The following is a 20,522-nucleotide window of genomic DNA, read 5'->3' as shown; positions in this document are numbered from 1 at the left end:
CGGGGAATTGGGACGCCGGATCGCCCGGGCGCGGGCCGGCGATCTCGGCGTCAGGGCGATGCGCTGAGCGTCACCGTCAGGACGTCTGAATAGGTACCGGTCACGAGCGCCGCCGCGCCCGAATAGGGCGGCGCGGAGACGCTCAGATACGAGCCGCTCTGCAGCGTCGAGGCGCTCGCGAGGCGCAGCCCCTGCGAGGTGCTGGCGGGCCCGAGGAACGAGCAGCCTGCGCCGACGGGAAGCGTGTCCGCTGCGCAGGTCGCGGTCGCGGTGGTCGCGCCACCGTTTCCGACAAGGTGCAGCGTCACGTCGTACGGCGCCTTCGTCGCATAGCCGGCCGGGGCCGCACCGGGGGTGAGCATTCCGCCGTTCTGCGAGACGACGGCCACCCGCGAGGGGCCGGTGCAGTCGAGCATGAACGCGAACTGGTGTTGCAGCCCAGTCTCGTCGAAATTGTCCTGGTGATAGCTGCCGTCGGGCGCACCACCGTCGGCAAAGCCGCACCGTCCGCCGACCGACGCCGTCACCGGCACCATCAGCACGATCTGGTTCGGCGTGCGGCCGCTATCCGGCGAATAGGCTGTCGTCTGCGCCCGGACCGGACATGCCACGGTGGCGGCAAGACAGGCGGCGATCAGAACATACGTTGCTGCGTATTCTTTTCCGAAGAACGCTGAATTGCGGACTCGTGCATTGGTCGTAATTGTACGACGCAACGGTAGAGTCGCTATAGTATTAAGGTGCGATATATTCGGATAATTGCGCATCTCGGTGGCCGATCGCTAATCGATTGACCTATCATCCGATTTCCGAGTGTGCTTATAAATATCGTATCAACACTGCCGTATTACTACACGTCTTACGGGCATGATGCGTAGAACTACTACAGCATTTCCGCTGGATCGGGTCGCGACCGAAGCCGGCCGGCGCTTCCACATTTCACGCGGATCGCAAGGGCGGAGATATTGGGGTCGGAAGGGTCGCCCGCATCCGCGCGGGCAGGCGGCGCCGGCCGGTTGCGGCCTATGACAGTCCCTGGCTTTGCACCTGCACGGCGGCCGCGCTCCGAGTCTCGCCGAACTCGGAAGCGTCGAGGCCGGCAGCCAGTGCCAGCTTCACGGCATCCGCAGTGCCGCGGACGGACAGGCGCATGAGCAACTGCGAGCGATAGGCTTCGACCGTCCGGATGCTGAGCCCCAGTTCATAGGCGATGATCTTGTTGGGATGGCCGCACAATATGCCCAGCAGCACCTGCCGCTGACGCCATGAAAGCGCCTCGACGGCAGCTTCGGCGGCGGGATCCTTGCCGTGGACGGCGTGCGCGTCGGGCTTTTCCGAGATCACGCGGTCGATGGATTCGAACAACCCGTCCGGAGAGAAGGGCTTCTCGAGGAAGTCGAAGGCGCCCAACCGCATCGCCTCCACCGCGAGCGGAATATCGCCGTGGCCGCTGATGACGATGGCCGGGACCTGCTGGCCCCGGGCCGTCAACGCGCGCAACACGCCGATCCCATCGGTACCGGGCATCCGCACGTCGAGCAGCACGCAGGTGATTTCGGCAGGCAGCGACGCGGCAAGGAAGCTGTCGCCGCTGTCGAAAGTCTCCACGGCGTAACCCACGCGTTTCAACAGGCGTCCGGTCGAAGAACGGACGGCCTCGTCATCGTCAATGACAAGAATCAAACCCCGCTGCATATGAACATCTCTACACAGCCTGGCATAGCGCACAATAAGGATTTCTACAGGGATATATGGTAACTTCTGGTCAACTTGGACTATATCGGGGCAGGCATATCCGAAACGCTGCGCCACGACCGGTCTCTTCTTCGAGTTCAATAGATCCGTCGTGCGCGTCGATCAGCCGCCGGCAGACCGACAGCCCGATGCCCATCCCGTTCGCCTTCGAAGTGACGAAGGGTTCGAAGATCTTCTCGCGCATTCCGGGGGCGATGCCCGGGCCGGTGTCGGCGATCACGATCTCGACCGCATTCCCCCTTTCCAGTTCGCGCGTGGTGATCGTCAGCCGCCGGTTTTCATATGGCGGCAGCGTCACCATCGCGTCGATGGCGTTCCGGACCAGGTTCACGATCACTTGTTGGATCTGAACCGGATCGACGCGCACCTCCACGCCTTCGGCGCCTGCGACCCGCTCCACGCTGATGCCGTTGGCGGCGGCATCGATCAGCGCGAGCCTGCTCGCCATGTCGACCAGCATCTCGACGGCCTCCACGCGACGCTCCCCGGTATCCTTGCGGATGAATTCGCGTAGCCGCTGGACGATCTCGCCCGCCCGCAGCGCCTGTTGCGAAGCCTGCGACATCACCTCCTCGGCCTCGCCGAAGGCTTCCTGGCCGAACCCGTCGGCCATGGCGAACAGCCCGGTGTTCAGATAGTTCACGATCGCAGTGAGTGGCTGGTTGATCTCGTGCGCGATGGCCGCCGCCATTTCTCCCAATTCGTTGACGCGGGCGAGATGTGCATATTCGGCCTGGAGCGAGCGCAGGCGCTCCTCGCTCGTGCGCAGCGCCGCTTCGGCCGCGCGGCGCGGTGTGACGTCGCGCATGATCCCGGTGAAGAAGGTCTGTCCGTCGCGCTCCCATTTCGCGACCGAGAGATCGATCGACACGCTGCCGCCGTCCCTGCGCCGGCCCACGACCTCGCGGTGGCCGCCGATGAGCCCGCGCTTGCCGTTCTCGCGATACCGTTTGTGCTCGCGCACGAGCTCGACCGGTACGAGCAGCCGGACATTCTGTCCTTCCAGTTCTTCCGGAGCATAGCCGAAGATGCGCTCCACGGCGGGGTTGATCGACTGGATCTCGCCCTTGGCGTCGATCACAGCGATCGCTTCCAGCGCGCTGTCGAAGACGGCACGGTAACGCGCTTCGCTCTCGATCAGGCTGGCATTGATCCGCTTGCGCTCGCTGATGTCCTCGACCACGCCGAAGAGGAAATCCGGCTTGCCATCGGCATCCTGGATCAGCCTACCCCTCGTGTTGACCCAGAGCACGGTGCCGTCCTTCCGGGTGAACTGCTTCTCCCGCATCACATAGTCCGCGTTTCCCGACACCAGCCGGTCCGCGGCGATCAGGTCGTCGTGCAGGTCTTCGGGACTGGTGACATCCTCGAGAAGCTCTTCCTGGCTATAGCCGGTGATGATGCTGAGCTGGCGATTGACGTGCAGCCAGCGGCCATCCACGCCGACCAGCGCGAGGCCCACCCCCGCCTCGTCGAAGGTGGTCTGGAAGCGGCGATCTCCAGCGGCCGTCTCCTCGTCCATCCGGGCGCGCGAACGCAGCATGCCGTAGGCCGCCGCCGCGCCTGACAGGAGGATCGCGACCGCCGCCAGCAGCACGATCCGTATCGCGCCGCGCCCCTTGGCGCCGGCATTCTGGCGCGCCCGCTCGTTCAGCTGGAGTTCGCGGTTCCGAAGCGCCTGGATTTCGGTCTCCACCGCCTCCATCGCTTGCTCACCTGCCCCCGAGCGGACGACCTCCAGTGCCTGCACGGCTTTGCCCTGGCGCTTGAGCTCGACCGTCGACTGCGTGACGCGGAGCTTCTCGGCGACCAGGCCGCGGATGCGGTCCATCTGCGCCTGCCGCGCCGGATCGGCGCTCAGGAGCCCCCCCAGTCGCTCCATGCGTACGTCGAGCCGGCCGAGGGAGCGCTCATAGGCGCGAAGATAGGTGACATCCCCGGTCAGGAGGTAGCCGCGCTGCCCGGATTCGATGTCTCGCACCGTGGTCTGCATGTCGTTGGCGGCGGCGATGGTTCGCGCACTATGGTCGACCGTCTGTATCGATTCGCTTACCGAAAGCACCGCCTGGACGATGCCGATGGCCGCGACAACGAAAAGAACCACCGCAACGAGATACGGCCAAATATGCCTTAGTCCCAAACTCCTGGATCGCCTCATGACTTCCATCGGATAGCTACTGGAGGGACGCACGTCCTCGGCACCATGTCGCAGACCCTCGGGGCGGACGCCTGGAGAATGGCACGCCCTCGCACGCATCCAATCTAGTAGTACTACTGTCAGCCCGCCGATCCTGCTCCCGGATTCACCTCCGGCCCAGATGGACAGGTCCGGCGCTTCATCGGCCGTAGGTTGAGGACTCATATATTCTCGTCATCCCCGCGAAGGCGGGGATCCGGGGTCTCTCTGCCCGGACGGTATTGCTTGGCTCTGGATCCCCGCCTGCGCGGGGATGATGGAAATAGGCTTGGCGAGAGGTCGAAAGACAACCGGGCGAGATGGCTGCCATCTCGCCCGGGATCGGCTGGTGCGCTCCTGACCCGGCGCCGGCGAACGGCCCGGTCCGCTCCCGCGCGGTCAGCGCAGCAGGCGGAGCGTCTGCGGGTTGAAGCGTTGCACCTCGAACACGTTGGCCGCGCGCCGGAAGACGACGACGCCGAGCGAGAAATCGATCGCGACGACGGTGAGCGCACGTCCCGGCCTTCTCGCGCCGGCGGCATAGTAATTGTTGAGCAATATCGTGCCGATGACGCCCTTGACGGTGTTGCCGGCGACTGCCCGCCGCTCGACCTCGGCGCGGGTCGGGGCGTCCAGCTCGGCGAGCATGGCGCGCTCGAACGTGGAAGGGGTCGATGCCTGGGCCAGGGCGGGGGAGGGTGCCGCGAGACTCAATGCCATCGGGGCGACACAAAAGATTGCGACACGACTGAGGTTCATTTCCTATTCCTTCCATGAGCGGCGAACGGAAAAGCGCTATGTCGGCGGCAAGCCAGGGCGACGCAGCCCCACCAGCTCTATCGAAGCCGACCCCGCTGCTCTATCAGTTGCCGTCCCTAGGGAATGTCAGGCTCTCCCTGAGAAACGCGCGGAAAATGCCCTATCCTTCCGCAGGCCCGGGACGATCGTGAACATCGTCATACTCACCGGCGCCGGCGTGTCGGCGGAGAGCGGCGTGGCGACCTTTCGCGGCCCCGGCGGGCTGTGGGAGGGGCATCGCGTCGAGGACGTGTGCACGCCGCGGGCGCTGTTCCGCCAGCCCGAGCTGGTGCATCGCTTCTACGACGAGCGCCGGGCCAAGCTAGCCACCGTCGAGCCAAACGCGGCGCATCGCGCGCTGGCGCGGCTCGATGCCGAATGGCCGGGCGAGTTGCTGCTGGTGACGCAGAATGTCGACGACCTGCACGAGCGCGCGGGCTCGACGCGCCTGCTTCACATGCACGGCGAGCTCAAATCGGCGCTCTGCGCCGATTGCGGCGAGCGGAGGCCCTGGAAGGGGCCGCTTCCGCCCGCGAGCATATGCCCGGATTGCGGCGCGGCGGCGCTCCGCCCCGACATCGTCTTCTTCGGCGAGATGCCGTACCAGATGAACCGGATCGAGCGGGCGCTGGCCGAGGCCGACCTGTTCGTCTCGATCGGCACCTCGGGCGCGGTCTATCCCGCCGCGGGCTTCGTCCAGACCGCGCGCCGTCACGGCGCGGCGACGCTCGAGCTCAATCTCGATCCGTCCGAGGGCAGCCTGTGGTTCGGCGAGAGCCGGATGGGGCCGGCGGGGACCCTGGTGCCGGCCTGGGTGGAGCAATTGCTGGCGGAATAGGATTCGCCGCGCGTTTCTGCTATTTTTCCGGGCGATATCTGGCGGAGAAGGACCATGGAGTCACCGCCCGGCAATTGGCGCCCGCAGATCATGGTCGCGCTGATCGGATTGATCGGCGTGCTCGGAGCATCGTTGCTTTCGAACTGGGACAAGATCACGCGCGCCGCGGTCCAGCCCCCGGCCGCGACCCCCGAGCCCGCGGCTGCGCCGCCGGCGGATGCGGCCAAGGGGCTCGCCGACGCGCAACGCAACAGCTACGGCGCGGCGGCGGGCGCGCTCGAGGATGTCGCGCAGCGGATCTCGGCCGGGTCGATCCCCGACATTTCGGGAAACTGGCGGTCGCCCGACGGCTATGCCTTCCAGGTCGAGCAGAACGGCCGGGCCTATTCCTTCCAGCAATATGCGCCCAATGGTGCCTGGGTCGGCAGCGGTTCGGGCGCGCTGACCGAGCGCAAGGCGAAGCATGATTTCCGGGCGCCGGGCATGAACGTCGCCAACGGCCAGTGCAGCGGGGACGTGGCGGCCGACGGGCAATCGATCAGCGGGAGCTGCTTCGACAGGAGCGGCGGATCGAGCTGGGGCTTCCGCATCGACCGCTGAGGCGGGGCGTCACTCGACCCAGTCGAGCCCGATATCGCGATAGAGCGAGCGGTCGTCCTCCCATTTCGGGTTGACCTTGACGTGGAGGTAGAGGTGCACCGGCACGCCCATGATGCGTGAGAGTTCGGCGCGGGCGCGGGCGCCGATCTCCTTGATCCGCGCGCCGCCCTTGCCGAGCACGATCGCGCGCTGCGTGTCGCGCGCGACGAGGATCTGCTGGTGGATCTCGACCGAGCCGTCGGGCCGCTCGGAATATTTCTCGGTCTCGACCGCGCTCGCATAAGGCAGCTCGGCGTGGAGCTGGAGGTAGAGCTGCTCGCGCGTGACTTCGGCGGCGATCATCCGGTCGGTTGCGTCGGAGACCTGGTCCTCGGGGAAATGCCATGCGCTCTCGGGCATGGCGGCGGCGAGCGCGGCCTTCAATTCGGGGACCCCGTCGCCGGTCTGGGCGCTGACGAAGAAGGTCTCGTCGAAGGGCAGCATCTCGTTGAGCTTGGCGGCATGGCCGAGGAGGCGCGGCTTGTCGGCGACGTCGACCTTGTTGAGGATCAGGATCTTGCGCTCGGGACGTCCGGCGAGGCTCTCGACCACCTGGCCCACCTTGGGCCCGATGCCGCCCTTGGCGTCGACAACCAGGGCGATCAGGTCGGCGCCCTCGGCGCCTTCCCAGGCGGCGGCGACCATCGCGCGATCGAGCCGGCGCTCGGGAGTGAAGATGCCGGGCGTGTCGACGAGGATGAGCTGGGCGTCGCCGTGGATCGCGATGCCCATCAGCCGCGCGCGCGTGGTCTGCGCCTTGGGGCTGACGATCGCGACCTTCTGGCCGACGAGCGCGTTGACGAGCGTGGACTTGCCGGCATTCGGAGCGCCGACGATCGCGACGAGGCCGCAATGCTGGGTCATGGAGTGGGCCTTGAAATTGGTTCACGCAAAGGCGCGAAGGCGCGAAGAGAAGAAAGGTTGATTTCGCGCAGAGGCGCGGAGGACGCAGAGGAGTTGTGCCCCGATGCGAAGCATCGACCACTCTCGCGTTCGGAGAAGGCGCCGCTTGCGCGGCGATTCACGCTCTCTGCGTCCTCTGCGCCTCTGCGCGAACAAATTCTCTTCGCGCCTTCGCGCCTTTGCGTGAACATCATTTTTGCAGCTTCTCTAGCAGTGCCGCCGCTGCCGCGGTCTCGGCTTCCTGCTTGCTCGTGCCTTCGCCCGTGGCATCCGCGAGCTTGCCGATCGCCACCTTCACCTTGAAGCGCGGCGAGTGGTTGGGGCCCGAGCGGTCGACGATCGCATATTCGGGCGGGCGGCGGTTGTTGGCGGCCGCCCATTCCTGGAGCGCCGATTTGGGATGCCGGGGCGCGTGCGTCTGCGTGTCGATGCGCGGCGCCCAGGCCTTGCGGATGAAGGCGCGCGCCGGTTCGAGGCCGAATTCGAGATAGAAGGCGCCGATCAGAGCCTCGATCACGTCGCCCAGGACATTGTCGCTGTCCGCCGCGCCGTCCTCGCGCGCCTGCTTGCCCAGCCGGAGGTGCGGAGCGACGCCGACGTCACGCGCGACATCGGCGCAGACCGGCCCAGTCACCAGCGCGTTGAGCCGGCGCGAGAGCGCGCCCTCGGGTTCGTCGGCGAAGCGTTCGAACAGCCATTCGGCGATGACGAGGCCGAGCACGCGATCGCCGAGGAACTCGAGCCGCTCGTAATTGGCCGCGGCCTGGCTGCCATGCGTCAGCGCGCGCTGGTAGGCGGTCAGGTCCGCAGGCTTGCGGCCGAAGGTCTCGGCGATCCATCCCCCCAAAGCGGGGGCGGTCAGAAGCCCTCTCCGATGCGGCTCCAGCGCGCCGCGGTGAACCAGGTCCAGGGCAGGAACCAATTGGCGCTGCCGTCGGTCGACCAGAAGGTGACCACCGCCTTGCCCTCGAGATTCTCGAGCGGCACGAACTCGATGCCGCCATCGGCATGGCTGAAGCGGCTGTCGGTCGAGTTATCGCGATTGTCGCCCATCAGGAAGACATGGCCGGCGGGCACGGTGTAGATGCCGGTATTGTCCTTGGGATAGGTGCCCTGGTCGAGCACTTCATAGGTCTTCCCGTTGGGCAAGGTCTCGCGATAGCGCGGGATGCTGCAGACCTGGTTGCCCTGCGCGTCGACATTCTGGAACTGCGCCTGGCAGCGCTGGAAATTGGGCGTGATCGGCAGCACGAACTGCGCGATGCGATCCTTGGGGATCGGCTTGCCGTTGAGGATCAACTGGCCGCCGACCATCTGCACGCTGTCGCCCGGAAGCCCGATGACGCGCTTGATCCAGTCGGTGTCGTTGCCCGGCGGCGCCTTGAACACCACCACGTCGCCGCGCTCGGGCGTGCCGGGGAAGACGCGGCCCGGGATCAGCGGCAGGCTCCACGGCAGCGAATGCTTGGAATAGCCGTAGTTCCACTTGGTGATGAACAGATAGTCGCCGATCAGCAGCCGCGGCAGCATCGATTCGCTGGGGATCGAGAAAGGCGAGAAGATGAAGCTCCGGACCACGAACACGATCAGCGCGAGCTTGACCAGGAACGACGCGAGATCGCGCCATTCGGACTTGGGCTTTTCGCTCGCGGTCCCCACCGAATAGGGCTTGGGAGCGTCGGCTGCGGGCTTTTCGGGCTCGGTCGAGGGCACATTATCCATATGACGTGCTCTGCTTGGGCTGGGCGGGGAGGTCAAGCGGCTGAATCCGGCTGGCAGCCGCGGTTGGGGGACGTTAGGGGACGAGCCTGCCCCCAAGGAGATGAACATGGCCTTGCCCGACTGGTCGACGATCCGCGCATTGAAGCCCGCCCCGCTCCCCCAGCTCTTCGAAGCGGATCCGGATCGCGTGAGCGGATTTTCGGCCGATGTCGCGGGCATCCATTTCGACTGGTCGAAGACGCACCTGACCGCCGAGGCCGTCGGCGCCTTCGCCGCGCTGGCCGACTCGATGGGCTTAACCGCGAAGCGCGACGCGCTGTTCGCGGGCCAGGCGATCAACGTCACCGAGGGCCGCGCCGCCGAGCACAGCGCCGAGCGCGGCGAGGGCGCGCCCGAGAGCGTGGCGCGCGCGCGCGGCTTCCATGCCCGGATGCGCGCGCTGATCGACGCGATCGAGGCCGAGGCGCTGGGGCCGGTGCGGCACATCCTCCATATCGGCATCGGCGGATCGGCGCTCGGCCCCGATCTGCTGGTCGACGCGCTCGGTCGCGACGCCGATCGCTACGACGTGGCGGTGGTCTCGAACGTCGACGGGCTCGCGCTCGAAGAGGCGCTCGAGCGGTTCGATCCGCAGGCGACCCTGGTCGCGGTCGCCTCCAAGACCTTCACCACCACCGAGACGATGCTCAACGCCGACAGCGCGCTCGCCTGGTTGGAGGGCAACGGCGTCGAGGATCCCTATGGCCGCGTCGTGGCGCTGACCGCGGCGCCGGAGAAGGCGATCGAATGGGGCGTCGACGAGACGCGCGTGCTGCCCTTCGCCGAGTCGGTCGGCGGGCGCTACTCGCTCTGGTCGTCGATCGGCTTCCCGGCGGCGCTGGCGCTCGGCTGGGAGGCGTTCGAGGAGATGCTGGAGGGGGCGGCCGAGATGGACCGCCATTTCCGCCTGACGCCGCTGGAGAAGAACGCACCGGCGCTCGCGGCCTTCGCCGACCTCTATTACACCCAGGCGCGCGGCTGCGAGACGCGCGCCACCTTCGCCTATGACGAGAGGCTGCGGCTGCTGCCGAGCTATCTCCAGCAGCTCGAGATGGAATCGAACGGCAAGCGCGTCACTGCCGAGGGGCAGCCGGTCGACTGGCCGACCGCGCCGATCACTTGGGGCGGCGTCGGCACCGATGCGCAGCATGCGGTGTTCCAGCTGCTCCACCAAGGCACGCGGCTCGTGCCGGTCGAGTTCGTCGGCGTGATCGAGCCGGGCGACGCGCAGAACGACGCGCACCACAACCAGCTGCTGCTCAACATGTTCGCGCAGGGTGCCGCGCTGATGGCGGGCAAGGCGCATGACGACCTGGCGCGCGCCTATCCGGGCGATCGGCCCTCGTCGACGCTGCTGCTCGACACGCTCGATCCGCGGACTCTGGGCGCGCTGCTGGCCTTCTACGAGCAGCGCACCTTCGTGAACGCGGTGCTGCTGGGCATCAATCCGTTCGACCAGTTCGGCGTCGAGCTCGGCAAGGAGATGGCCAAGGCGGCGGCGGCCGGCGGTGGCGACTTCGATCCCTCGACCAGCGACCTGATCCGTCGCGCCTTCGGCTGACTTCTCTTTAGTTCGTCACCCCGGCCTTGTGCCGGGGGCCACAGGGAGGATGGGGGAGAAGCTTGAGCTTCTGGCCCTTCCAGCGCGGCACCGTGGACCCCGGCACAAGGCCGGGGTGACGGATTGTGTGCGGCCTGGCGGCAAGCAATCGGTTACCCTTGATGCGCTAGCATCGCCCCGCACGGCGAGGGGCGGGGCGATGAACCACGAGAAGCGAGTGCGGGAGAGCGAGCGCGCGGCGGTCGAGCGCTGGTTCGCGCACTCGCCGCTGGGCACGATGTTCAGCGCCGGCGACGGACGCATGCTGCCGATCCCGGCGGACGCGATCGCGCCGTGGCGCGAAGAGGCGTTCGCGATCATCGACAAGTTCATCGTCGACAGCCGTCCGCCGCCGCAATGGGCGATGTTCGGGATCATCTTCGCGTTCGCCTCCGTGCTCCTCGCGCTGCAACCGGTGCTGGGGTTGGACGGCAGCGCGATCGGCGCGATCGTGATGGGCGGGCTGCTGCTCTGGCATGGCGCCGATCTCCATCTGCTCTGGCGCTATCGCCGCGACCTCAAGGCGCTGCGCGGCCGTATCGCGGCCTCGCTCGCGCTGCGCGCACCCATGCCGGCCGAGTTCGCCGACCGCTATCGCCGCGGCAATGCGTGGCGGACGGCGCTGCACCTCTGGGTCGGCAGCCTGATCGCGCTCGCATTGCTCGCCACGCATTTCGTCCCGCCCGACGCGATCGGTCCCGCCGCGATCCTCGGCGCGATCGGCGCGATCGGCATCGCCTGGCTGCTCTATTTTCTCTCGCGCCGCACCGATCTCGTCCAGGCGCGCGCGCCGTCATTGGCATCGCGCCCGACACCCCCTATCTCGCGCCCCTGACCAAAGCGGGAGAGCGTGGGTGGCCGAATACGATTACGATCTCTTCGTCATCGGCGCGGGGTCGGGGGGCGTGCGCGCCTCGCGCGTCTCCTCGGCCTATGGCGCCCGGGTGGCGGTCGCCGAGGAATATCGCGTCGGCGGCACCTGCGTGATCCGCGGCTGCGTGCCCAAGAAGCTGCTCGTCTACGGCGCGCATTTCGCCGAGGATTTGAAGGACGCCAAGCGCTTCGGCTGGCAGGTGCCCATTGACTGCGCCTTCGACTGGGCGACGCTGCGCGACAATGTCCTCGCCGATGTCGACCGGCTCAACGGGCTCTATACCCAGGGGCTGGAGAATGCCGGCGCCGAGATCATCCTCGAGCGCGCGACCGTGACCGGGCCGCACGAAGTCACCCTGGCCTCGGGCAAGAAGATCACGTCGAAATACATTCTCGTCGCCACCGGCGCGCATCCGCACATCCCCGAGTTTCCGGGTAACGAGCATGGCATCACCTCGAACGAGGCGTTCCACCTCGAGAGCCTGCCGCGGCGCATCATGATCGCGGGCGGCGGCTATATCGCCAATGAGTTCGCGGGGATCTTCAACGAGTTCGGCAGCCATGTGATCGTGGTCAACCGCACCGACGTGATCCTGCGCGGCTATGACCATTCGGTGCGCGACCGATTGCTCCAGATCTCGCTGACCAAGGGGATCGACTTCCGCTTCCACGCCGAGTTCGAAAAGATCGAGAAGCTCGAAAACGGCTGCCTCAAGGTGTTCCTCACCGGGCAGGAACCGGTCGAAGTCGATGTGGTGCTCTTCGCCACCGGCCGGGTGCCCAATTCCACGGGGCTCGGGCTGGAGGAAGCCGGCGTCGAGCTCGACGCCAAGGGCGCGATCAAGGTCGATGCGCAGAACCGCACGAACGTCGACAGCATCTATGCCGTGGGTGACGTGACCAATCGCATCCAGCTCACCCCGATCGCGATCCGCGAGGGGCAGGCCTTTGCCGACACGATCTTCGGCGGCAAGCCCAAGACGGTCGATTACGGCAATGTGCCGAGCGCGGTGTTCAGCCATCCGCCGATCGCCGCAGTGGGCATGACCGAGGGCGAGGCGCGCAACAAGCTCGGCTCGGTCAAGGTATACACCTCGGACTTCCGCGCGATGAAGAACGTCCTCGCCAATCGCAACGAGCGGGCGCTCTACAAGATGGTGTGCGACGGGATGACCGGCCGCGTGGTCGGCATCCACATGATCGGCCCCGACGCGCCGGAGATCCTCCAGGCCGCGGCGGTGGCGGTGAAGGCCGGGCTCACCAAGGAGGCGTTCGACGACACTGTCGCGCTCCATCCGAGCATGGCGGAAGAGCTGGTGCTGCTGAAGTAGGGCGCGCCTATTCGCGCTCGGCGAGCATCGCGTCCGCCTCGTCGAGCGGCACCTTGCCGGTGCGACGCGACAGCCACGCGGTGGCGGCAACGTCCCAGGTGACGTTGCCTACGGTGCGCATGATGTCCGGCAGGGTCTCGACCGCGACGAGCAGGCCCAGTGGCGCCACCGGCGCGCCGAGCGTCGAGGCGACCGGCGCGATCGCGCTGATATAGCTTACCGTCCCCGGCAGGCTGACCGATCCGAGCGAGGTCAGCATCGCGACGATCGTGCCCAGCGCCAGCGTTGCCGGGGTTAGCGGCACGCCGAACCATTCGGCGATGTAGATGGCGACCGCGAAGTTCATCGCTGGCCCGGTCGCGCGCAGGATCGCTACCGCCAAAGGCAGCGTCACGCCCGAGACCGCCACCGGCACGCCGATCTTGCTCGATCCCTCGACCATCACGGGCAGCGTCGCGAGCGACGACTGGGTGCTGATCGCAACTGCCTGGCTGGGGAGCGCGGCGCGCGCGAAACGCATGAAGCGCACCCGGCCGCCGATAACCGCAGCGGGATAGGCGAACAGCGACACCGCCAGCCCCACCGCGGACACGATCAGGATATAGTGGATCAGCGCGCCAAACGCGCCGGTACCCGCCTTGGCACCTACGACGAAGGCGAGGGCGAACACACCCACCGGGCCGACCCACAATACCCAGTCGATGACTACGAGCATCACGTCGCGCAGCGCGATGAAGAAGCCGGTCATCATCCTGCGCCCGGCATCGTCGACGCGGGTGAGCGCAAAGGCGAAGATCAGCGCGAAGATGATGAGCGACAGGAACGCATTCTCCGCCGCGGCCTTGACGATGTTGGCCGGGATGATCGCCGCCAAAAACTCGCCCATCGGGGGCATCGGGCCGATCTGACCGGCCCCGGAGAGCGCTGCGCGTAGGTTCGCCGCCGATTCCTGCGGCAGTGGAAACAGCTGCAGCAACAGCGGCGTCAGCAGCGCGGCCGCGGCGGCCGACAGGAACATCAGCACGCTGTAGAGTGCAATCGCGCGGCCCGCGAGGCGGCCGGCCTGCGCGGCCTCGGTCGTCGCGGCGACGCCGGTGATCAACAGCGCGACGACCAGCGGAACGATCGTCATTTGCAGGCCGTTGAGCCAGGCCTGGCCGATCGGCTGCGCGATATCCGCCGCCGAAAGGGCGGCAGCGGGTGCATAGGCGGCGAGCAGTGCGCCGATGGCAAGGCCGACGATCAGGGCCAGAAGAATGCGGGTAGGTTGCGACATGCTCGCCCTTTGTGGTTTTCGCCGCTATCTCTGCGGGCACGAAACGCCACAAGGGCGCGAACAGGCAGGGCATGGCAAGAAAATATTTCGGTACGGACGGAATTCGCGGGACGACCAACGTCTCGACGATGACCGCGGCGATGGCGATGAAGGTGGGGATGGCCGCGGGCGCGCATTTCGTGCGCGGCGAGCACAAGCACCGCGTGGTGATCGGGAAGGATACCCGACTCTCGGGCTATATGCTCGAGAATGCGATGGTCGCGGGGTTCACCAGCGTCGGCATGGACGTGGTGCTGGTCGGGCCGATGCCCACCCCCGCGGTGGCGATGCTCACCCAGTCGATGCGCGCCGACATGGGCGTGATGATCTCGGCGAGCCATAACCCTTACGCCGACAACGGCATCAAGCTGTTCGGGCCCGACGGCTACAAGCTTTCCGACGAGGACGAGCTCGCGATCGAGGCGCTGATCGACGGCGAGGTGCCGCTGGCGCGCGCGCAGAATATCGGGCGGGCGCGGCGCGTGGAGGATGCGCGCGGGCGCTACATCCACGCCGCCAAGTCGACCTTCCCGGGTGACCTGACGCTCGACGGGCTCAAGGTCGTGGTCGATTGCGCCAACGGCGCCGCATACCAGGTCGCGCCCTCGGCCTTGTGGGAGCTGGGCGCCGAGGTGATCGCGATCGGCGTCACCCCCAACGGCAAGAACATCAACGACGGGGTCGGCTCGACCGCGCCCGAGACCCTGTGCGAGACGGTGGTGGCGAGCGGCGCGCAGATCGGCATCGCGCTGGACGGCGACGCCGACCGGCTGATCGTGGTCGACGAGACCGGCCGGGTGATCGACGGCGACCAGTTGATGGCGCTGATCGCCGGCGGCTGGGCGCGGCAGGGCAGGCTGGCGGGCGGCGGGCTGGTGACCACGGTCATGTCCAATCTCGGGCTCGAGCGCCACCTCGCCGCGCAGGGGCTGGGCATGGTGCGCACCGCGGTGGGCGACCGCTACGTGCTCGAGAAGATGCGCTCGTCGGGCTACAATGTCGGCGGCGAGCAGAGCGGCCACATCATCCTCTCTGATTACGCCACCACCGGCGACGGGCTGGTCGCGGCGCTGCAGGTGATGGCCGAACTGGTGCGCGCGGGTGCGCCGGCGAGCGAAGTGCTCCACCGCTTCGATCCCTTGCCGCAGATCCTCAAGAATGTCCGCTTCAAGGGCGGTAAGCCGCTCGAGGAGGCGCGGGTCAAGGACGCCATCGCCGCCGCCGAGGCCGAGCTGGACGGCAACGGCCGGCTGGTGATCCGCGCCTCGGGCACCGAGCCGGTGATCCGGGTAATGGCCGAGGGCGACGATCGCGGGCAGGTCGAGGCCGTGGTCGACCGCGTATGCGACGCGGTGCGCGCGGCGGCGGCCTGATGCTCGAAATGCGCCCCGATTGCGAACGCTGCGGCGCCGATCTGCCCGCCGACGATCCGGGCGCGTTCCTCTGCTCGTTCGAATGCACCTTCTGCGCGGCCTGCGCCGACGCGCTCGACGACAGGTGCCCCAATTGCGGCGGCGAACTGATGGACCGGCCGACGCGAACTGGTAAGGCGCTCGTCAACAATCCGGCGAGCACGGAACGCCGTTTCAAGGGCTAGCAATGTCGTTGTTTTTCTTCCGTCATGCTGAACTTGTTTCAGCATCCATCGCTCCACCGGCGACATCGCTTGCGGCACGGTGGACCCTGAAACAAGTTCAGGGTGCCGAAAGGGGAACGGTATGACGCCGCGTATCCTGATCATTGCCGGTTCGGACTCGGGCGGCGGCGCGGGGATCCAGGCCGACATCAAGACCGTCACCATGCTCGGCGGCCATGCGATGACCGCGATCACGGCGATCACCGCGCAGAACACGCTGGGCGTCACCGGCGTGCATCCGGTGCCCACCGACATGGTGATCGCGCAGATCGACGCGGTGGTGCGCGATCTCGGGGTCGACGCGATCAAGATCGGGATGATCGGATCGGCGCGCACCGCATTGGCGGTGGCCGAGAAGCTCGGCGAGCTGCCCGGCGTGCCGGTGGTGTTCGATCCCGTCATGGTCGCGACCAGCGGCGCGACGCTCGCCGACGACGCGACCATCGCCGCGTTCGAGCGGCTGATGGCGCGCGCGACGGTGGTGACGCCCAACCTGCCCGAGCTGGAGGCGCTCGGCGGCAGCCCCGCGGCTTTGGTGGCGGCGCATCGCTGCGCCGTGCTCGTGAAGGGCGGGCATGGCGAGACGCCGCAAGTGACCGACCGGCTCCATTCGGCGAATCCCGACGATCCGCCCGAGATCGAATGGAGCGATCCCAGGATCGAGAGCGCGGCGACGCACGGCACCGGCTGCACCTTGTCCTCGGCGATAGCCTGCGGGCTGGCGCAGGAATGGGACCTGCCCGAGGCGGTGGCGCGTGCGCGGCGCTTCGTGCGGATCGCGATGCGCGCCGCGCCCGAGCTCGGCCGCGGGCACGGGCCGATGGGGCAGCAGGCCGTCCGGCTCGATCTCAACATGAGCTTCTTCGAGCCGATGCTGAACCAGGTTACCGTCCCCGCGCAGGACCTGGCCGCGAGCGAGCGCTTCTACCGGTTGCTCGGCCTGCGGCAGGTGGTCCGCGCCAGCCCGCGCTACGCCCGCTTCGAGACCGAGGGCGGCGCGACCTTCTCGGTCGCCACCGACGAGAGCTACACCGCGCCGGTGGTGTATTTCGAATGCGGCGACCTGGACGTGACCGTCGCCTATCTCCAGCAGCAGGGGTTCAAGTTCGAGCAGGAACCCAAGGACGAGCCCTGGGGCTGGCGCGAGGCGCGGCTGCGCGATCCGGCGGGCAATTCGGTCCGCCTCTACCAGGCTGGCGAGATGCGCCGCTTTCCGCCATGGCGGCTCGACGATGCCTAAGGATCCTGGGCCTGATCTGAAGTTCGAACGCCGCTTCCAGCGCCTGCACAAGGGCCCGGTGGCGGGCGTGGACGAGGCGGGGCGCGGGCCGCTCGCCGGGCCGGTGGTCGCCGCGGCGGTGGTGCTCGATCCCAAATGCATCCCCGAAGGCATCGACGATTCGAAGGTGCTGACCGCTGCCAAGCGCGAGCGGCTCTGCGCCGAACTGCTCGCATGCGCGCGGGTCGGCGTCGGGATCGCGAGCGTCGAGGAGATCGATACGCTCAACATCTTCTGGGCATCGATGCTGGCGATGACCCGCGCGGTGGACGCGCTCGGCTTCGTGCCGGCCTTCGTGTTGGTCGACGGCAATCGCTGCCCCGATTGGAACCACCAGAGCCATGCGGTGGTGGGCGGAGACGCCTTGTGCCTGTCGATCGCGGCGGCCTCGATCGTCGCCAAGCACCGGCGCGACTGCATGATGGCCGAGCTCGACCTTCTCCATCCCGGCTATGGCTGGGCGAGCAACAAGGGCTATTCGGCCAAGTTCCACCAGGAAGCGCTGCGCACGCTCGGGCCGACGCCGCACCACCGCCGCAGCTTCGCCCCCGTCGCGCAGGCCGAGCTCGATTTCGGGCCTATCGTGCGGGCTGCGGAGTAAGTTGGAGCGGCTGGTCTTAACTCCGTTCGCCCTGAGCTTGTCGAAGGGCAGTCCTCCTTTTCTCCCGACGCCGAAGAGAAGAACGGTGCTTCGACAACCCCGGATCAAGTCCGGGGACGAACGGGGTGTTTCCACTTACTTCTATCCCCGCGTCAGCCGGTCCACCCGCGTCATCGCCAGCGCCGCCAGCAGCAGGGTTCCCGCAGCGAACGCCATGGTCCAGATCGGTTCGCCCGGGAAGAAGCGCTTCATGATCGATCCCATCGCAGTGGCGACGAGCAATTGCGGCACCACCACGAAGACGTTGAACAGCCCCATATAGATGCCGAGCTTCTTCTGCGGCAGGCTGGAGGCGAGGATCGCATAGGGCATTGCGAGGATCGACGCCCAGGCCACGCCGATGCCGATCTCGCTCAGCAGCAGCCAGTGCCGGTCGGGCATCACGAAGAAGCTGGCATAGCCCGCCGCGCCACAGAGCAGCCCGACGATGTGCGTGCGCGCCTGGCCGATGCGCGCGGCGAGGAAGGGGAGCAGGGTCAGCGCCGCCACCGCCGCGACGCCGTTATAGGTGGCGAACAGCGCGTCGACCCAGTTGGCGCCCTGCTGGTAGAGCGGGTCGCTCGCGTCTGCGGCGCCGTAGAAGACCTGGGTCACGATCGGCGTGGTGTTGATCCACATGATGAACAGAGCCGACCAGCTGAAGAATTGCGCGACCGCGAGGCGCTTCATCAGCAGCGGCATGCCCGAGAAATCGCCGACGATGCTGCTCAGCATGTTGGTGGGCGAGCCCGCGCGGGCGAGCGCGATCGCGAGGGCGCTGGCGAGGCCGTAGCCGAGCAGCAGCGCGCCGAGCAGATAGACTTCCTTCTCGAGCCCCAATTGCCCGACCGCCCAGATCACGGCGGCGCCAGCGGCGAGCCAGGTCGCGCTGGTGCCGTAGCCGCGTTCCGCCAGCGTACCGGGCGTCGGGGCGCCATCCGGCTCGACGGGTGCGTCGAATGCCGCCATGGCGTCGGGGTCGTATTCGCGCGTCGTCACCACGGTCCACAGGACCGATAGGAACAAGGCGCCGCCGCCGAACCAGAAGGCGTAGCGCACCGTGTCCGGAATGCCGCCGTCGGGCGCCATGTTGGACACGCCGAAATGCTCGAGCACCCAGGGGAAGATCGATCCCACCACCGCGCCCGCGCCGATGAAGGCGGTCTGCACCGCATAGCCGGCGGCGTGCTGGTCCTTGCGTAACATGTCGCCGACAAAGGCGCGGAACGGCTCCATCGAGACGTTGAGCGAGGCGTCGAGCACCCAGAGCATCACCGCGGCGAACAGCAAGGCGGGCGCCAGCGGCATCGCGAACAGCGAGAGCGCCGCGAGCAATGCGCCGGCGAAGAAATAGGGGCGGCGGCGGCCCAGCCTTCCCAGCCAGGTCCGGTCGCTCAAATGGCCGATCACCGGCTGGACGAGCAACCCGGTGAGCGGCGCCGCCACCCACAGCCAGGGAAGGTCGTCGATCTTCGCGCCGAAGGTCTGGAAGATTCGGCTCATGTTCGCGTTCTGCAGCGCGAAGCCGATCTGGATGCCGAAGAACCCGAAGGAGATGTTCCACAGCCCCGCGAAGGACTGGCGCGGCTTTTCGGTCATTCGGGGCTCCAAAGGAAGACGGAGGTGATTGCATCCTTCGTCATCCCGGCCTTGTGCCGGGATCCACGGTGCCGCGATGGAAGGGCAGGCGGCGCTTGCTTCTCACTCAGCCGCGCGGTGGACCCCGGCACAAGGCCGGGGTGACGGATTGGGTTTGGACGAGCGAGGTCTGAAGGTCGCAAGTCTCGGGCTAGCCCGCCGCGCCGCAGGATTTGCGGACGATGAGTTTGGTCGGCAGCAGCGCCGAGCCCACCGGCTGCTCGCGGATGCGGCCGATCAGCGTCTCGACGAGCTTGCGTCCGGCGAGGCGCGGGTCCTGCATCACCGTGGTGAGCGGCGGTGCGGCGCTGCTCGCGGCGGGAATGTCGTCGAAGCCGACCACCGCGATATCGTCGGGGATCGACCTGCCCGTCGCCTGCAAGGCGCGCATCGCGCCGATCGCGATCAGGTCGCTCGCCGCGAGGATCGCGTCGAACTTCTCGCCGCTGGCGAGCAACGCGTTCGCGGCGGCGGCGCCCGATTCCTCGGTGGTGATCGCGTCGATCTGGAGGCCGGGACGCGGAATCACGCCGCCCTGCTTGAGCGCGGCGACGTGCCCCCGGTACCGATCATGAAACTCGGGATAGTGGCTCGACGCGCTGCCGAGAAAGGCGATGTTGCGGCGGCCGAGCGAGAGCAGGTGGCGCGTCGCCTCCTTGCCGCCGCCGTGATTGTCGCACCCCACCGTCAGCCCCGAGGCCTCGGACTGGACCGAGCCCCAGCGCACGAAATGCGTGCCGGCATCCTCGAGCGCGCGCAGCCGCGTGCGGTAGAGCTCGTAATCGCCATAGCCGAGCAGGATGATCCCGTCGGCCTTGCGCGAATCCTCGTAATCGGTGTGCCAGTCGCTGGAGAGCTGCTGGAAGCTGATCAGCAGGTCATGGTCATGCTCGGCGCAGGCGCGGATGATCGATGCCAGCATCGCGTGGAAGAAGGGGTTGATCAGCGAATCGTCGGCGGTCGGGTCCTCGAAGAAGAGCAGGGCCAGCGTCTGCGAATGCCGCGTGCGCAGGTTCGATGCGGCCTTGTCGACGCGGTAGTTGAGCTGCTTGGCGATCGATTCGATGCGCAGCCGCGTCGCCGGGTTCACGCCCAGCTCGCCGCGCAGCGCGCGCGAGACGGTGGGCTGCGAAACCCCCGCGAGTTGCGCGATGTCGAATGAGGTCGGCTTGCGCTGCATACCCCCGGCTGTCCTTTCCCCGCGCACGGTCTTCGCCGCTTCGCATAATATGCAATGACAAGCGCAGATCGCCTCCCGCGTCAACGCCGCGGGTGATGCAAACGGGCCACGCCGGGCATGGATCGCCATTGAATACGTATGTGGTTCGCTGGTCGAGAGC

The 20,522-nt window shown here is 67.4% G+C and carries 19 protein-coding genes; 9 read left to right on the top strand and 10 right to left on the bottom strand.

Annotated elements, in window-relative coordinates; all coding sequences use genetic code 11:
• Positions 1 to 50: 50 nt before the first annotated feature.
• The 4 genes from MT490_RS11695 to MT490_RS11680 form a co-directional block, all read right to left on the bottom strand.
• A complete protein-coding gene (locus MT490_RS11695) occupies positions 51 to 611 on the bottom strand; it encodes a hypothetical protein (protein WP_297387603.1) in 561 nt (186 codons plus the stop codon).
• Between the two features lie 412 nt (positions 612 to 1,023).
• Complete coding sequence (locus MT490_RS11690; RefSeq protein ID WP_297387601.1) at positions 1,024 to 1,695, bottom strand: response regulator; 672 nt, start codon at positions 1,693 to 1,695, stop codon at positions 1,024 to 1,026.
• Between the two features lie 70 nt (positions 1,696 to 1,765).
• On the bottom strand, positions 1,766 to 3,859 hold the full coding sequence (locus MT490_RS11685) for a PAS domain S-box protein (protein WP_297387599.1): 2,094 nt from the start codon (positions 3,857 to 3,859) through the stop codon (positions 1,766 to 1,768).
• A 471-nt stretch (positions 3,860 to 4,330) separates the two neighbouring features.
• On the bottom strand, positions 4,331 to 4,651 hold the full coding sequence (locus MT490_RS11680) for a hypothetical protein (protein WP_297387646.1): 321 nt from the start codon (positions 4,649 to 4,651) through the stop codon (positions 4,331 to 4,333).
• Between the two features lie 223 nt (positions 4,652 to 4,874).
• On the opposite strand from MT490_RS11680, the gene MT490_RS11675 reads away from it, so the two are divergent.
• Both MT490_RS11675 and MT490_RS11670 read left to right on the top strand, forming a co-directional pair.
• Positions 4,875 to 5,567 carry an NAD-dependent deacylase gene (locus tag MT490_RS11675; protein ID WP_297387644.1) on the top strand — a complete coding sequence of 231 codons (693 nt, stop codon included), beginning with the start codon at positions 4,875 to 4,877 and terminating at the stop codon, positions 5,565 to 5,567.
• A 54-nt stretch (positions 5,568 to 5,621) separates the two neighbouring features.
• The gene (locus MT490_RS11670; protein ID WP_297387596.1) at positions 5,622 to 6,167 is read left to right on the top strand and encodes a hypothetical protein; all 546 of its coding nucleotides are present in this window, start codon (positions 5,622 to 5,624) and stop codon (positions 6,165 to 6,167) included.
• 9 nt (positions 6,168 to 6,176) lie between these two features.
• On the opposite strand, the gene era is transcribed toward MT490_RS11670, so the two are convergent.
• The 3 genes from era to lepB all read right to left on the bottom strand — a co-directional run bounded on the left by era (position 6,177) and on the right by lepB (position 8,831).
• Complete coding sequence (gene era / locus MT490_RS11665) at positions 6,177 to 7,070, bottom strand: GTPase Era (RefSeq protein WP_297387593.1); 894 nt, start codon at positions 7,068 to 7,070, stop codon at positions 6,177 to 6,179.
• Positions 7,071 to 7,299: 229 nt separating this feature from the next.
• Positions 7,300 to 7,956, bottom strand: coding sequence for a ribonuclease III (gene rnc, locus MT490_RS11660; RefSeq protein WP_297387590.1), 657 nt, complete (start codon positions 7,954 to 7,956; stop codon positions 7,300 to 7,302).
• 11 nt (positions 7,957 to 7,967) lie between these two features.
• On the bottom strand, positions 7,968 to 8,831 hold the full coding sequence (gene lepB, locus MT490_RS11655; protein WP_297387587.1) for a signal peptidase I: 864 nt from the start codon (positions 8,829 to 8,831) through the stop codon (positions 7,968 to 7,970).
• A gap of 106 nt (positions 8,832 to 8,937) precedes the next feature.
• On the opposite strand from lepB, the gene pgi reads away from it, so the two are divergent.
• The 3 genes from pgi (at position 8,938) to gorA (ending at position 12,674) form a co-directional block, all read left to right on the top strand.
• On the top strand, positions 8,938 to 10,431 hold the full coding sequence (gene pgi / locus MT490_RS11650; RefSeq protein ID WP_297387584.1) for a glucose-6-phosphate isomerase: 1,494 nt from the start codon (positions 8,938 to 8,940) through the stop codon (positions 10,429 to 10,431).
• A gap of 199 nt (positions 10,432 to 10,630) precedes the next feature.
• Complete coding sequence (locus MT490_RS11645) at positions 10,631 to 11,305, top strand: hypothetical protein (protein WP_297387581.1); 675 nt, start codon at positions 10,631 to 10,633, stop codon at positions 11,303 to 11,305.
• A 19-nt stretch (positions 11,306 to 11,324) separates the two neighbouring features.
• Positions 11,325 to 12,674, top strand: coding sequence for a glutathione-disulfide reductase (gene gorA, locus MT490_RS11640; RefSeq protein ID WP_297387578.1), 1,350 nt, complete (start codon positions 11,325 to 11,327; stop codon positions 12,672 to 12,674).
• A gap of 7 nt (positions 12,675 to 12,681) precedes the next feature.
• Here gorA and MT490_RS11635 read toward each other — a convergent pair whose 3' ends face one another.
• Positions 12,682 to 13,950 carry a cation:dicarboxylase symporter family transporter gene (locus MT490_RS11635; RefSeq protein ID WP_297387575.1) on the bottom strand — a complete coding sequence of 423 codons (1,269 nt, stop codon included), beginning with the start codon at positions 13,948 to 13,950 and terminating at the stop codon, positions 12,682 to 12,684.
• A 71-nt stretch (positions 13,951 to 14,021) separates the two neighbouring features.
• Between MT490_RS11635 and glmM the strand changes: the two genes are divergently transcribed.
• The 4 genes from glmM (at position 14,022) to MT490_RS11615 (ending at position 17,505) form a co-directional block, all read left to right on the top strand.
• Positions 14,022 to 15,362: a phosphoglucosamine mutase gene (gene glmM, locus MT490_RS11630; protein ID WP_297387572.1), complete on the top strand. Its 1,341-nt coding sequence runs from the start codon at positions 14,022 to 14,024 to the stop codon at positions 15,360 to 15,362.
• The gene (locus MT490_RS11625) at positions 15,362 to 15,586 is read left to right on the top strand and encodes a DUF1272 domain-containing protein (protein ID WP_297387569.1); all 225 of its coding nucleotides are present in this window, start codon (positions 15,362 to 15,364) and stop codon (positions 15,584 to 15,586) included. Before glmM ends, MT490_RS11625 begins: the two co-directional genes overlap by 1 nt.
• A 121-nt stretch (positions 15,587 to 15,707) precedes the next feature.
• The gene (gene thiD / locus MT490_RS11620; RefSeq protein WP_297387566.1) at positions 15,708 to 16,865 is read left to right on the top strand and encodes a bifunctional hydroxymethylpyrimidine kinase/phosphomethylpyrimidine kinase; all 1,158 of its coding nucleotides are present in this window, start codon (positions 15,708 to 15,710) and stop codon (positions 16,863 to 16,865) included.
• Positions 16,858 to 17,505, top strand: a complete 648-nt coding sequence (locus tag MT490_RS11615) for a ribonuclease HII (RefSeq protein WP_297387563.1) — start codon at positions 16,858 to 16,860, stop codon at positions 17,503 to 17,505. Before thiD ends, MT490_RS11615 begins: the two co-directional genes overlap by 8 nt.
• A 141-nt stretch (positions 17,506 to 17,646) precedes the next feature.
• Here MT490_RS11615 and MT490_RS11610 read toward each other — a convergent pair whose 3' ends face one another.
• Together MT490_RS11610 and MT490_RS11605 are read right to left on the bottom strand one after the other, a co-directional pair.
• Positions 17,647 to 19,143, bottom strand: coding sequence for an MFS transporter (locus MT490_RS11610; RefSeq protein ID WP_297387560.1), 1,497 nt, complete (start codon positions 19,141 to 19,143; stop codon positions 17,647 to 17,649).
• Positions 19,144 to 19,333: 190 nt separating this feature from the next.
• On the bottom strand, positions 19,334 to 20,362 hold the full coding sequence (locus MT490_RS11605) for a substrate-binding domain-containing protein (RefSeq protein ID WP_297387557.1): 1,029 nt from the start codon (positions 20,360 to 20,362) through the stop codon (positions 19,334 to 19,336).
• Positions 20,363 to 20,522 lie beyond the last annotated feature (160 nt).

This window comes from Sphingomonas sp., assembly GCF_026460985.1.
Taxonomy (GTDB): domain Bacteria; phylum Pseudomonadota; class Alphaproteobacteria; order Sphingomonadales; family Sphingomonadaceae; genus Sphingomonas.
This window is presented reverse-complemented; position numbering and strand designations above follow the sequence as displayed.

Bases quoted from the DNA above. Each gene is read 5' to 3' on its own strand.
- MT490_RS11690 (WP_297387601.1), bottom strand. From the start codon at position 1,695: ATGCAGCGGGGTTTGATTCTTGTCATTGACGATGACGAGGCCGTCCGT.
- MT490_RS11680 (WP_297387646.1), bottom strand. From the start codon at position 4,651: ATGGCATTGAGTCTCGCGGCACCCTCCCCCGCCCTGGCCCAGGCATCG.
- MT490_RS11670 (WP_297387596.1), top strand. From the start codon at position 5,622: ATGGAGTCACCGCCCGGCAATTGGCGCCCGCAGATCATGGTCGCGCTG.
- era (WP_297387593.1), bottom strand. From the start codon at position 7,070: ATGACCCAGCATTGCGGCCTCGTCGCGATCGTCGGCGCTCCGAATGCC.
- lepB (WP_297387587.1), bottom strand. From the start codon at position 8,831: ATGGATAATGTGCCCTCGACCGAGCCCGAAAAGCCCGCAGCCGACGCT.
- pgi (WP_297387584.1), top strand. From the start codon at position 8,938: ATGGCCTTGCCCGACTGGTCGACGATCCGCGCATTGAAGCCCGCCCCG.
- MT490_RS11645 (WP_297387581.1), top strand. From the start codon at position 10,631: ATGAACCACGAGAAGCGAGTGCGGGAGAGCGAGCGCGCGGCGGTCGAG.
- MT490_RS11635 (WP_297387575.1), bottom strand. From the start codon at position 13,950: ATGTCGCAACCTACCCGCATTCTTCTGGCCCTGATCGTCGGCCTTGCC.
- glmM (WP_297387572.1), top strand. From the start codon at position 14,022: ATGGCAAGAAAATATTTCGGTACGGACGGAATTCGCGGGACGACCAAC.
- MT490_RS11625 (WP_297387569.1), top strand. From the start codon at position 15,362: ATGCTCGAAATGCGCCCCGATTGCGAACGCTGCGGCGCCGATCTGCCC.
- thiD (WP_297387566.1), top strand. From the start codon at position 15,708: ATGACGCCGCGTATCCTGATCATTGCCGGTTCGGACTCGGGCGGCGGC.
- MT490_RS11615 (WP_297387563.1), top strand. From the start codon at position 16,858: ATGCCTAAGGATCCTGGGCCTGATCTGAAGTTCGAACGCCGCTTCCAG.
- MT490_RS11610 (WP_297387560.1), bottom strand. From the start codon at position 19,143: ATGACCGAAAAGCCGCGCCAGTCCTTCGCGGGGCTGTGGAACATCTCC.
- MT490_RS11605 (WP_297387557.1), bottom strand. From the start codon at position 20,362: ATGCAGCGCAAGCCGACCTCATTCGACATCGCGCAACTCGCGGGGGTT.